The sequence below is a fragment of the Albimonas marina genome, assembly GCF_029223255.1.
Lineage (GTDB): Bacteria > Pseudomonadota > Alphaproteobacteria > Rhodobacterales > Rhodobacteraceae > Albimonas.
On the sequence record NZ_JARHUC010000011.1, the window covers coordinates 13,688 to 26,597 of the forward strand.

The window sequence follows — 12,910 nt, forward strand, 5'->3', positions numbered from 1 at the left end:
TACGGTGCGGCGCGGGGCCGTCGTCGTTTCGTGCGAGGCCCTCGGGGCCGCCGCCCGTCGAGCTGCGGCCCCAGGGGCCGCAGGCGTTCCGTGTGCGGTCCAGGAGACCGCCGGGCGCTCAGTGAATCGCGCCGGCGGGGCCGCCCGCGCGGCGCTTGAGCTCCGCGAGGGCTTCCTGGTCGATCTCGTCGCCGGCCCCGACATGGCGTTCCACCAGCCCGTCGAGCACGGCGTCGCCGGTCTCGGCCCCCTCGGGGCTCGCGCCGGCCTCGGCCGGGTCGAGCCGCTTGAGCACGCGGGCGGCGATGTCCATCAAGGTGGCTCCGCCGGCGAGGCTCATCAAGGGGATGTCGATCCCGAGCTTTTCTTCCGCCGCCATGCGCAGGTCGACGGCCATCAGGCTGTCGAAGCCGAGCTCCGTCAGCGGCTGGCGGGGGTCGATCTCCTCGGCCGGCAGGCGGAGGATGCGCGAGGTCTCGCCGGCCAGCAGCTCGGAGATCTTCTTCAGCGCCTCCGCCTCCGACAGCCCCGCCACCAGGGCGGCGAGGTCGAGGGCGGCGTCCCCCGCGGCGGAGGCGTCGGGCATCTCCATCCGCGCGAAGAGGGGCGTGCGGGTGATCGCCAGCTCCCGCGAGGCCGAGGCCCAGTCGATCTGCGCGTAGTTCACCGCCGAGGCGTCCTGCGGATCGGCGGCGGCGAGCGCCATCTCCAGCCCCTGGAACGCCTCGCGCGCGGTGATCGCCGAAGAGCCGAGGCGGTCCGAGAGGATCGCGCCGGTCTTGGCGTCGCGGGTCAGATACCCCGCATCCGAGATCGCGCCCCAGGCGACCGCGAGGCCCGGCAGGCCCGCGCGGCGACGCTCGGCCATCAGCGCCTCGAGGTAGCAGTTGGCGGCGACGTAGGCCGTCTGGCCGGGGTTGCCGACCAGGGTGGTCGCCGAGGAGTAGACGACGAACAGGTCCAGCTTCAGGTCGCGCGTCAGGCGATCCAGCGTCTCGGCGCCCGCGATCTTGGGGCGCAGGACGGTGCGGATCCGCTCGCCGTCGAGATTGGCGAAGAGCGCGTCGTCGAGCGTCATGGCGGTGTGCAGCACGCCGCGCAGGCGGGCGGGGCCGGCCTCGATCTCGTCGATCAGCTCCTTCTGGGCCGTCTCGTCGGCGGCGTCGCAGGCGCGGGTGATCACCTTGGCGCCCATCGCCTCCATCCGGCGGATGGCGGTTTTCGCCGCTTCCGTGACCCGGCCGGAGCGGGAGGTGAGCCAGATGTGGCGCGCCCCGCGCTCGACCAGCCAGGCGGCCGTCTCGGCGCCGAAGCCGCCGAGGCCGCCGACCACCAGGTAGGCGCCCTTGGCCCCGATCTTCGGAGCGCGGGTCTTGGGCGCCTCCACCTTCGGCGGGGCCTTCACCAGGATCTTCCCGATGTGGCCGGACTTCTGCATCAGGCGGAAGGCGTCGACCACCTCGGCCGAGTCGAAGACGATGTGGGGCAGGGGGATCAGGTCGCCCTGCTCGAAGCCCACGCCCAGCTGCTCGAACACCGAGACGGCGAGCTCGGGGCGGTAGACCAGCAGCTGGTCCGCGTCGACGCCGAAGTAGGTCAGGTTCCGCCGGAACGGCCGCAGGCCGATCTGGGAGTTGGCGTAGTAGTCGCGCTTGCCCAGCTCCACGAAGCGCCCGAAGGGCTTCAGGCACTCGATCGAGCGCTCCATCGCCTCCCCGAACAGGGAGTTCAGGACCACGTCGACGCCGCGGCCTTCGGTGACGCGCATCACGTCGTCGGCGAAGACGAGCGAGCGGCTGTCGAAGACATGCGCGGCGCCCAGCTGGCGCAGCAGCTCGCGCTTGGCCGGCGAGCCTGCGGTGGCGATGACCTGCGCGCCGCGGGCGGCGGCGATCTGCAGGGCCGCGAGGCCCACGCCGCCGGCGCCGCCGTGGATCAGCACCGTCTCGCCGCGCGAGAGATTCGCAAGCTCCACCAGCCCGTACCAGGCGGTCAGGAAGGTGGTGGGGATGGTCGCCGCCGCCGTCAGGTCCACGCCCTCGGGCAGCGGCGCGACGGCGTTCTCATGCACGCAGACATGGGTCGCGAAGCAGGACGGCGCGAAGGCGATCACGCGGTCGCCCTCCCGGAAGCGGGCGCAGCCGGGGCCGGTGCGCACCACGACGCCGGAGCATTCCATGCCCAGCGTGGGGCCGGCGAAACCGTCCTCCAGCGCCTCCTCGGGCAGCAGGCCCTGGGCCCACATGATGTCGCGGAAGTTCAGACCGGCGGCGACGACCTCGATCTCGACCTCGCATTCGGCCGGGGCGCCGCGATCCTCGACCCGCCACTCCAGGCTGTCGATGGAGCCCTGCTGGCCCAGCGCCAGGCGACGCACGCCCATCGCGGGGTTGGAGAGCTGCGCCGCGCGGGCGCGGTCGGCGAGATCGGAGACGCGCTCCGCCCGCACGCCGGCGCGGCCGGCGAGGTCGTGGACCGTCTCGCGGTCCTCGGCGGGGCTCAGGATCTCGGCGGCGAGGCGCGCGGGCAGGTCGGCGGCCGCGATCTCGGGCGCGAAGTCGGCCAGGCGCACGTCGATGTCCGGGAACTCGTTCGCCAGCACGCGGGCGAGGCCCCAGGCGGCGGCTTCGGATGGGCAAAGCGGGCGCAGGGGGCCGGCGGCGACGCCGCCGCGGGTGACCACCCACAGCCGCGCCACGCGGCCGGGCAGGGCCAGCGCGGTCTTGGCCGACAGCATCCGGGCGTGGGCCGCGGCCAGCGCCGGGCCGCTCTCGGCCAGGTGCGCGGCCAGCACGATCTCCACCCCCTCGGAGGCGTCGAGCGCGGCGGCGAGGCCGGCCTCGGCGACCGGCGAGGCCTTGCGCCCCGCGGCCGTCAGGCGGGCGGCGAGCGTCTCGGCGAAGGCCTTCTCGGCGGCGGCGTGGACCACCAGGATCGGGGCGTCGGTCGCCTCCGCCTCGGGCCGCATCCGGGCGGGAGCGGTGGCGAGGATCAGGGCGGCCTGCGCCTCGGCGCTCGCCAGCGGGCGGGCGGAGACGTCGAGGAAGCCGGCCTGGGCCAGGGTCTCGGTCCACTCGGCGGCCTCGCGCAGGCGCCCGACCGGCAGGGTCGGATCCAGCGTGTCGGACCACCAGGCGGCCTCGTCGCCCTCGGTCAGGTCGGCGATCAGGCTGGGCGCCTCCTCGACGGCGACGAGGGCGGCGCCCTCGGCCATCAGGCACTTCAGGTCCGCCAGCGCCGGCGCGCCGAGGCGGCACAGCGCGTCGCCCGCCAGCACCAGGTCGAAGCTGCGGCCCTGCGGGATCTCGTCCATCGCCAGGTAGGCGATCTTCGCCCGCTCCGGGTCGCCCACCTTCAGGGAGCGGACGTGGCGCGGATCGGGGTCGGTCACCACGCAGGAGGAGACGACGGAGGCCGCCTGCAGGCGGTCCAGCAGCGCGGCCGGGGCGGCGCCGGCGACCAGCACGTCCAGGCGCCGGTCGGCGCGGGCGTTGGCCAGCGTGATCTCGGTCGCCTGGGCGATGGCGGACCAGCGCGCCTCGCCCGAGGGGCCGGAGGCCGCCATGCGAAGCTGCGCGGCCGTCACCGGCCCGTCGGCGCCCTCGTGCGGGCCGGCGGCCAGCAGCCTGGGCAGCGCGTCGGGCAGGGCCATCAGGCGCGCGATCTCGACGATGCGGCGCGGGGCCTCGGCGAACAGCGCCTCGGTCAGGGCCGAGAGCGGCGGGTAGGGCGGGTTGGGATCGAGCAGCGCGCGCCCGTCCTCGGCCCGGCCCACGGCCTCGTCCTCCTCCAGCGCGATCAGCAGGCGCTCGAACAGGGGGCGGGCGGTCTCGGCCAGGCGGCCCTCGGCGATCAGCGCCTCGGCGTCGAGCACGGTGGACTCGGTCGCCAGCGTCGCCAGCGCGTCGCGCGCGATGCGCCGCGCGGTGGTGTCGAGCAGGAGCGAGCCGGCGGACAGCTCCGGCGCCTCGTCGACCGCGAGGTCGCGCAAGAGGCCCGGGGCCAGCGCGCCGAGGTCGGTCTTGGCGCCCTCCGGCGGGGCGATGCGCGCGAGCGCGTTGCGGTAGGTCAGCTCCGAGGCGGGCTTGGCCTTGGCGATCCGCACGCCCTTGAAGCGCGCGCCCGTCAGGGTCGCGATCGGGCCGCCGGTGGCGTCCACCAGCCGGAACGTCGCCTCCAGCGAGCGGTCGGAGGCCTTGTCGATCTCCACCCAGGCGCCGACCGGCGCCGCGTGGGGCGCGTGCAGGATCAGCGAGCCGATGCGCACCGGCAGGTAGGACATGGTGCCGTCCGCGGCCTCGGCCCGCTCGGCGATCAGGGCGAAGAGGCCGTGGAAGGCCGCGTCCAGCAGCGCCGGGTGCAGCGCGTGGCGCGTGCAGTCGAGCGCGGGATGCGCGGCGTCGAGCGTCACGAACGCCGACCGGGCGTCGACCAGGCGCGCGGAGACGGCGCGGCGGAACACCTCGCCGTAGCCCAGCCCGAAGCGGCGGGTCAGCTCGTAGAGGCGCTCGGCGCCGATGGTGCGCTCGGCGTCCGGCGCGGGCGGGGTCTTGGCGGCCGGGATCGGGCCGGCGGGGCGGCGCAGGCGGCCGCGGGCGTGCAGGCCGAAGTCCTCGCCCGACAGGCGCCGGCGGCTCTCGACGTCGACCACGTGCCGGTCGCCCTGGATGCGGGTGCGCAGCTCGTAGCCGGTCCCCTCCTCCATCGCGAGCGGGCGCAGGATGTCGAGGTCGGCGAGCTCGATCGGGCCGCCGTCGTGACCGTCGCCGGCCATCGCCTCGATCCCGGCGGCGAGCGCCATGTCGACGTAGCCGGCGGCAGGGAACACCACCGCGTCCTCGACCCGGTGGTCCGACAGCCAGGCGGGGGAGGCGGGGTCGACCGTGGCGCGCCAGTCGCGCGCGCCCTCGCGCAGCGCCGGGCCCAGCAGCGGATCGCCGCCCAGGTCCTCGAGCTGGCGCACCGCCTCCTGGGAGGGGGGCACGAAATAGGTCTGCAGGCGCCAGGGATAGAGCGGCAGGTCCTGCTCGGGCCGGGCGTCGCGGCCGAAGAAGCGGTTCTCCACCACCTGCGCGCCCTGCGCCACGGCCAGGGCGACGACGCGGCGCATGTCGGCGCGCTCGTCCTTCTCCTCCAGCGTGGGCAGCACCGCGGCGGGTTTCGAGCGTTCGGCGGCCGTGTCGCGGACGTAGGTCGACAGCACCGGGCGGGGCCCGATCTCGACGAAGGTCACGCAGTCGGCCTCCAGCAGCGCCTCGAGGCCCTGGCGGAACAGCACCGGCTGGCGGATGTTGGTCCACCAGTAATGCGGGCCCAGCGCCTCGCCGTCGCAGGCGGCGCCGAAGGTGGCCGAGATGAAGTCGCAGCGCGTCTCGGACGGGCGCAGCCAGTCGAGGTCGGCCAGCAGGTCGTCCTTCAGCGCCTCGGCGATGGGGGAGTGGAACGGATAGTCCAGCCCCAGCGCCTTGCAGGCGATCTTCTTGCGGCGCGCGAACTTCGAGAAGGCGGCGATCTGGTCGGCGGGGCCGGAGATCGTGACCGAGCGGGGCGAGTTGTCGGCCGCCACCGCGATCTCGTCGAAGCCGCCTTCCTCGAGCGCGGCGCGCGCGGCCTCCTCGCCGGCGAGGACCGCCGCCATGGTGCCGCGGTCGCGGATCTTCTCCTGGTTGCGGGAGCGCACGTGGATCAGGCGTACCGCGTCGGGCAGATCGAAGGCGCCGGCGGCCCAGGCCGCGGCGACCTCGCCGACCGAGTGGCCGACCACGGCGTCGGGCTTCAGGCCCTTCTCGGCCAGGCTCTCGACCGTCGCGACCTGGGTGGCGAAGATCAGGGGCTGGGCGAGGGAGGTGTAGGGCAGACGCTCCTCGAGGTCCTCGGCATGCATCGCCTCGACCAGCGAGACGTCGGCGAGCTTCTCGAAGATGGTCGAGACCGCGTCGAAGGTGGCGCGGAAGATCGGGTCGTTGGCGTAGGCGGCGCGGCCCATGCCGACGTGCTGCGCGCCGTTGCCCGAGAAGACGAAGGCCGTGCGGCCCTCCTTCGACTGGGCGCGGCCTGTGGCCAGCAGCGGGGACTTGTCGCCGGCGATGTAGGCGTCGAGCGCGGCGAGCTGCTCCTTGCGGTCGTCCGACAGGGCGATCAGGCGGTGGGGCAGACGCTCGCGCTGGTAGGCGGCGGCGTTGGCGATGCGCGAGGATTCCGCGGCCGAAGCGCCGTCGAGCCGGTCGCGATAGGCGCGGGCCAGCGCGGCGAGGGACTCTTCGGAACGGGCCGACAGGATCAGCGGCGCCGGCTCGATCTTGCCGGGCTCGGGGCGCTTCTCCTCGGCCTTGGGCTGGCGCAGCACCACGTGGGCGTTGGCGCCGCCGAAGCCGAAGCTGTTGACGCCGGCGTAGAGGGGGGCGCCCTGCGCCTCCAGCGGCGTCGCCTCGGCCGCGACCGACAGGTTCCAGTCGTCGAACTTGATGTCGGGGTTCGGCTCGTTGAAGTGCAGCGAGGCCGGGAGCATCCCGTGCTCCAGCGCCAGCTGCGCCTTCAGCAGGCCGACGAGGCCGGAGCCGGCCTCGAGATGGCCGACGTTGGTCTTGGCGGAGCCGATCAGCAGCGGCTCGGTCCGGCGCTGGCCCAGCGCCTGGCCCAGCGCCCAGGTCTCGATCGGGTCGCCCGCGCGGGTGCCGGTGCCGTGCGCCTCGATGAAGGCGAGCTTGGCCGGGTTCACCCCGAAGCGCTGGTAGACGTCGTCGAGCAGCGCGCGCTGCTGGTCGCCCGAGGGCAGCGAGACGCCGGTGGTGCGGCCGTCGGAGTTGATGCCCGCGCCCGAGATCACGCCCAGCACGCGGTCGTTGTTGGCGATCGCGGATTCCAGCGTGCGCAGCACGAAGACCACCGCCCCTTCGGAGCGGACGTAGCCGTCGCCGTTGGCGTCGAACGCCTGGCAGAGGCCGACCTTCGACAGCATCGTCGCGGCCGAGAAGCCCACGAACGGGAACGGCGACAGCAGCATGTTCACCGCGCCGACGATGGCGGTGTCGACCAGCCCCGCCTGCATGGCGACGAACGCCTCGTGCAGGGCGTAGAGGCCCGACGAGCAGGCGGTGTCGACCGTGTAGCTCGGCCCGTTGAGGTCGAGGATGTAGCTGATCCGGTTGGAGATCAGCGACAGCGTGTTCCCGGTCATGAACTGGGAATCGATGCCCGCCGGGTCGTAGTAGAACCGGTTCGCATAGTCGGAGGAGGACGCGCCGACGAAGACGCCGGTGGTGGCCTTGGGCAGGTCGGTCGCGCGCAGGCCGGATTTCTCCAGCGCCTCCCAGGTCACCTGGAGGATCAGGCGCTGCTGGGGGTCCATCTGCTCGGCCTCGCGGGGCGAGATGCCGAAGAAGCCCGCGTCGAAGTCGAAGGGCGCGTCGAGCTGGCCGGCCGCGAACGTATAGCTCCGCCCGGGGCCGCCCGCCGGAGTCTTCCAGCGATCGGTGGCCCAGCGGGAGGGGTCGACCTGCCCGACCGAACAGCGTCCGTCCTTCAGCAGCGACCAGAATCCGTCCGCGTCGGAAGCGCCGGGGAGGCGGCAGCCGTACCCGACGATGGCGATCTCGCCCGGCTTGGTGGATTTAAGCACAGCCTGCCCTCTGCGACCTCAGCAGCGCGCCGGGGTCTTGCGCCCGACGTTCTCGATCTTCGGTCCCCTTCCCCCCGCGTCGTTGCGCGCCGGGACCGTGCCTCGCCTTCGCCCTAGCGGAATTCTGGTTCCGCGGCAACTTGGCCCTGCGGCCGCACCTCTCTTAACAGGGCGTCGGTCGACGGCGTCGATTAACAACCGGTTAAGCATAACTTTCCGACCGTGTCGAAACAACGCTTTGCAACGGAATGTTGCAGGCGCCGAGTTAGCGCGGCGGCGCGATATGACGAAGAACCCACCCGGCCAGGTAGAGCGAGCCGCAGATCAACACCCGCGGCGGAACCCCGGACTCGGCCCCTTCGGAGTCGGTCTGGGCGTCGGGCCGGGCGCCGGCGCGGCGGAGGGCCGCGTCGAACCCGTCGGCGGGCGTGGCGTCGAGGCCCGCGGCGCGTCCGGCCTCGGCCAGGACCTCGGCGCTCAGGCTCGCGCCCGCATCTGGGATCGCCAGCGTCTCGACCGAGGCGGCCAGCCCGCGGAAATGCGCCAGGAACCCCGTGGGATCCTTGGTTTCCAGCATTCCCACCACCAGCCGCAGGGGGGCGGGGCGACGCTCGTTCAGCGCGGCCATGTGCGCGGCCAGGACCTCGCCCGCCGCGACGTTGTGGCCGCCGTCGAGCCAGACCTCCGACTCGGGCGGCAACCCGGGCAGCAGGGCGGCGTCGAGGCGCTGCAGACGCGCGGGCCACTGCACCTGCGCCAGCGCCGCCGCGCAGCCCGCGTCCGAGACGCCCAGCCGGCGCAGGGCGGCCAGCGCCGCGCCCGCATTTTCCACCTGGTGGGCGCCGGGCAGCGCCGGCAGGTCGAGGTCGAGCAGGCCGTTCCCGTCCTGGAACACCAGCCGCCCGCGCTCGGACCAGGCCTGCCAGTCGCGGTTCGCCACGATCAGCTCGCAGCCCAGCGCCTCGGCCCGCGCCTCGATCACGGCCAGCGCGTCGTCGGGCTGCGGGCCCACCACGCAGGGCACGCCGGGCTTCAGGATGCCGGCCTTCTCGCCCGCGATCTCGGCGATGGTCTCGCCCAGGTACTGCTGGTGGTCGATCGAGATCGGCGTGATCACGGTCAGCGCCGGGCGGTCCACCACGTTGGTCGCGTCGAGGCGGCCGCCCAGGCCGGTCTCGAGCAGGGTGTAGTCCGCCGGCCTCCGCGCGAAGGCCAGCATCGCTGCGCAGGTGGTGATCTCGAAGAAGGTGATCGAGGTCCCGCCGTTCACCCGCTCGCACTCGTCCAGCAGGGCGGCGAAGTCGGGCTCGGAGATCAGCTCCCCCTTCAGGCGGATCCGCTCGTGGAAGCGGGCGAGGTGGGGGGAGGTGTAGACGTTGGTGGTCTTGCCCTCCGCCTCCAGCCCCGCGCGGATCATCGCCAGCGTCGAGCCCTTGCCGTTGGTGCCCGCGATATGGACCACGCCGGGCATCGAGCGCTCGGGGTGGCCGAGCTCAGCCAGCAGGCGGTGCATGCGGTCGAGCGTCAGGTCGATGATCTTGGGGTGGAGCGTCATCAGGCGCTCCAGGATCACGTCGGAGGGGGCGGAGCCGGCCTGGCCGCGGATCGAATCCGCGGTCACGCCGCCGACGCCGGCGGGCAGGACGGGGCCGTCGGTTTCGGCAGCTCTGGGGCTCAAGCCTCGGGGGACCCTGACTTCGCGGCTTCGACGACCTCGGCGGCTTCCTGGGCGGCGGCCGAGGGGGCGGGCAGGTCGCCATGGACCCGCGGGCTCTCGTTCATCAGCAGGCGCAGAAGACGCGCGAGCTCGTCGCGCATCTCGCGGCGGTGGATCACCCGGTCGAGCATGCCGTGGTCCAGCAGGTATTCCGCCCGCTGGAAGCCCTCGGGCAGCGTCTCGCGGATGGTCTGCTCGATCACGCGGGGACCGGCGAAGCAGATCAGGGCGTTGGGCTCGGCGATCTGGATGTCGCCCAGCATCGCGTAGGAGGCGGTGACGCCGCCGGTGGTGGGGTTGGTCAGCACCACCACGTAGGGCAGGCCGGCCTCCTTCACCATCTGCACCGCGACGGTGGTGCGCGGCATCTGCATCAGGGACAGGATCCCCTCCTGCATGCGCGCGCCGCCGGCGGCGGAGAAGACCACGAAGGGCGCGCGGCGCTGCACGGCGCGCTCGGCCCCCGCGATCATCGCGTTGCCCACGGCCATGCCCATCGAGCCGCCCATGAACGAGAAGTCCTGCGCCAGCGCCACCACCGGCAGGCGGCCCAGCTCGCCCTCGGCCAGCAGCACGGCCTCATGCTCGCCGGTCTTGCGGCGGGCGTCGCGCATGCGGTCGGGATAGCGCTTCTCGTCCCGGAACTGCAGCGGGTCGGCCACCGGCTCGGGGATCGCGATCTCGTGGTACATGCCGCCGTCGAACAGCGCCGTGAAGCGGTCGCGCGGCGAGATGTGCATGTGATGCTGGCACGAGGGGCAGACGTTGAGCGCCTCGGCCAGCTCGCGGTGGAACAGCATCGTCCCGCACTCGTCGCACTTGCGCCAGAGGTTGTCCGGCATCTCGCGCTTCGAGGTGAAGAGCGTGTTGAGCGAGTTGATCCGCGGGCGGACGTAGTCGTTGATCCAGTTCATGGCCCGATCCCGTTGTTCCGCCCCGAGCGGGGGCGCGCCTCCAGCGCCGGCCGGTCTGGCGGCGAGGTAAAGGCGCGGGGCCCGATTTGCAAGCGGCTCGGGGCGCGGGAGGGGCGATCCGTTTCGCGACCGAACGACCCGTCGGCCGGGGCAGGGACGCGGGCGGGGGGCCAAGCCGGCGGGCCGGCGGGCCGGCGCATCGGGGCGGCGGGCGGAAGACGGCGCCGGATGTCGCATTCCCCGGCGCCCCGGGTTGAAGGCCGCGCCGCGCCGCCCCATGCTGCGGCGCGATTGCAGCGAGGCGGAGGGCCGGCGGATGCCGATGGGCGCGGGCGAGATCTGGACCTGGAGCGAAGGGTCCTGGCATCAGGGCGACGTGCGGGTGGCGGGCGCCGCCGATCACGGTCTGTGGCAGGGCGCGTCGGTCTTCGACGGCGCGCGGGGATTCGAGGGCGTGGCCCCCGACCTCGACCTGCACTGCGCCCGGGTGAACGCCTCCGCGCGCGCCATGGGGCTCGAGGCGACGGTCCCCACGGGCGAGATGATCGAGCTGGCGACCGAGGGGCTGGGCAAGTTCGCCTCCGACGGGCCCGTCTACATCCGGCCGATGTACTGGTCGCGCTCCGGCGACGCCTCGCTGATCTCCGCCGATCCCGAGAGCACGGTCTTCGCCCTATGCCTCGAGGCGCTGCCGATGACCGATCCGGCGACGCTGCCCAACGGCGGCCTCGCGCTGACCACAACGCAGTTCCGCCGGCCGATCCAGGCGGTGGCGGTGATGGACGCGAAGGCCGGCTGCCTCTACCCCAACAACGCCCGCATGGTGCGCGAGGCGAAGTCGAAGGGCTTCGACAACGCGCTGGTGCAGGACCTGAACGGCAACGTGGCCGAGCTCGCCACCTCCAACGTCTTCCTGGTGAAGGACGGCGTGGTCGCGACCCCGATCCCCAACGGCACCTTCCTCAACGGGATCACCCGCCAGCGGGTGATCAAGCTGCTGCGCGGCGCGGGGATGGAGGTGGTCGAGACCACCCTGACCCTCGACGACTTCCGCGCGGCGGACGAGGTCTTCTCGACCGGCAACGCCAACAAGGTGGTGCCGTGCTGGAAGTTCGAGGATGTCGAATACGGCCCGGGCCCCGTCGCGAAGCGCGCGCGCGAGCTCTACTGGGAGTTCGCCCACGCCTGAGCGCGGTCCCGGCCGCTCCAAGAAAGGCCCCGCTCCAAGAAAGGCCCCGGGGTTCGCCCCCGGGGCCTTGCTCGTTCTTGGGAGCTGGCGGAGGGTCAGACCCGGCGCAGGAAGCGGCGCAGGCGGGCGGCGTTCAGGCTGCCGGCGACCAGGTGGGCCAGCGTCTCGCGCGAGGTGACGGCGTCCCAGGCGGCGCGGCGGCGATCCTGCTCGCGCCAGCGTTCCGCCAGCGCGGGGTCGGCCAGCGCCGCCAGCGTCTGCTCGGCCCAGGCGCCGTGGCGGGCCTCCCACCTGGCGGGGGCGGGCGTCTCCCACACCCGGGCCATCAGGGTCGCGAAGCTCTTGAACGCCTTGCGCGGCAGGCCGGGGGCGAGGCGCGCGGCGGCGGCCTCGGGGTCGGCCGGGCCGCCGGGGGCGGCGGGATCGGCGCGGGTCAGCAGCCGCCAGTCGAGCGCGTCGCGCAGCCGGACCGAGCGGCGGTGGTGGCGCCGGTCGGCGACCTGGGAATGCTGGACCAGGTGGATCAGCCGATCCTCGGCCGTGGGGACCCGCAGCCCCGGCAGGGCCGAGGGCAGCGCCCGCGCGCCGAGGTCGCGCAGCGGCCCGCCGTGCGACCAGCCGGTGCGCGCGTGCAGCTCCACCGTCGCCACGCCCCGGCCCGGCGGGGGGTAGAGCGCGGGGAAGTGGTAGTCGGTCGCGACATAGGCCTCGACGTCGCCGGTGTAGCCGGCGTCGAGCAGCGCCTGCACCGCGCGGGGCAGGTCGGCCTCGTCGGTCAGCAGGTCGATGTCGGTCATCTCGCGCCAGGGCGCCGGCGCCCCGCCCGCGGCGACCACCGTGGCCGCGCCCTTCAGCGCCGTCGCCTCGACCCCCGCGGCCGAGAGCAGGGCGGCGAGGTCGCGAAGCTGGGCGGCCATGCGCTCGGCCACCGCCTCGCGCGGGGCCATGGCGGGGCGCAGCAGCAGCTGGGCGACCGGCGGCGGCAGGCGGCGCGAGAGCGCGTCGCACACCGCCCAGGCGACGCCGTTGTCCGAGGCGAAGGCGACCAGGTCCAGCGCGCGCGCCTTGGGCGCCGGCGGCGTCGCGCCCGTCTCCCAGGCGCGCAGCAGGGCCAGCGTCTCGGCCACCACCAGGGGGCCGGGCGCCCTGGCGGGCGGGGCGGGATCGGGCGCGGTCATCGGGCCGGGGCCTGTCGCAGGGGCCCGCCGCGGCCGGCCGCTCGCGGCGCCGGGCCGCGGGGCCGGGGCGCGCCGGGCGCGGGCGCGTCCCCACGACGGTGCGCGGACGCTCCCGCCTGACGGGGCGCGGGCGCCTCCGCCCCGGCGGGGCGGGCCCGATGCGGTCGGGGACGGGTCACGGTCGTCGTCGTCTCCTGGCTGTGGTCCCTCCTGTCGCCCATCGCGCCGGGCGCGTCCAGCGCCGCGGAGCCGCGGCCCGGGGGGACGTCGCGTCGTCCCGCTATGGTGGCGCCG

The 12,910-nt window shown here is 74.2% G+C and carries 5 protein-coding genes; 1 reads left to right on the forward strand and 4 read right to left on the reverse strand.

The window, feature by feature from the left end:
• Positions 1-118: 118 nt before the first annotated feature.
• From P2H44_RS23510 to accD, 3 genes are all read right to left on the reverse strand, one after another.
• Positions 119-7,618 (reverse strand): type I polyketide synthase, encoded by a 7,500-nt coding sequence (locus P2H44_RS23510; protein WP_275767634.1) that lies wholly within the window; start codon positions 7,616-7,618, stop codon positions 119-121.
• A 265-nt stretch (positions 7,619-7,883) separates the two neighbouring features.
• Positions 7,884-9,173, reverse strand: coding sequence for a bifunctional folylpolyglutamate synthase/dihydrofolate synthase (locus tag P2H44_RS23515; protein ID WP_275767874.1), 1,290 nt, complete (start codon positions 9,171-9,173; stop codon positions 7,884-7,886).
• Positions 9,174-9,292: 119 nt separating this feature from the next.
• A complete protein-coding gene (gene accD / locus P2H44_RS23520; RefSeq protein ID WP_275767635.1) occupies positions 9,293-10,249 on the reverse strand; it encodes an acetyl-CoA carboxylase, carboxyltransferase subunit beta in 957 nt (318 codons plus the stop codon).
• A 316-nt stretch (positions 10,250-10,565) separates the two neighbouring features.
• Here accD and P2H44_RS23525 point away from each other — a divergent pair, with 316 nt between their 5' ends.
• Positions 10,566-11,438, forward strand: coding sequence for a branched-chain amino acid aminotransferase (locus P2H44_RS23525; RefSeq protein ID WP_462976320.1), 873 nt, complete (start codon positions 10,566-10,568; stop codon positions 11,436-11,438).
• A 95-nt stretch (positions 11,439-11,533) separates the two neighbouring features.
• Here P2H44_RS23525 and P2H44_RS23530 read toward each other — a convergent pair whose 3' ends face one another.
• A complete protein-coding gene (locus tag P2H44_RS23530) occupies positions 11,534-12,616 on the reverse strand; it encodes a nucleotidyltransferase family protein (RefSeq protein ID WP_275767636.1) in 1,083 nt (360 codons plus the stop codon).
• Between the last annotated feature and the right edge of the window lie 294 nt (positions 12,617-12,910).

Excerpts from the sequence above, each read along its gene's own strand:
- accD (WP_275767635.1), bottom strand. The coding sequence starts at position 10,249 with ATGAACTGGATCAACGACTACGTCCGCCCGCGGATCAACTCGCTCAAC.
- P2H44_RS23530 (WP_275767636.1), bottom strand. The coding sequence starts at position 12,616 with ATGACCGCGCCCGATCCCGCCCCGCCCGCCAGGGCGCCCGGCCCCCTG.
- P2H44_RS23525 (WP_462976320.1), top strand. The coding sequence starts at position 10,566 with ATGCCGATGGGCGCGGGCGAGATCTGGACCTGGAGCGAAGGGTCCTGG.
- P2H44_RS23515 (WP_275767874.1), bottom strand. The coding sequence starts at position 9,173 with ATGACGCTCCACCCCAAGATCATCGACCTGACGCTCGACCGCATGCAC.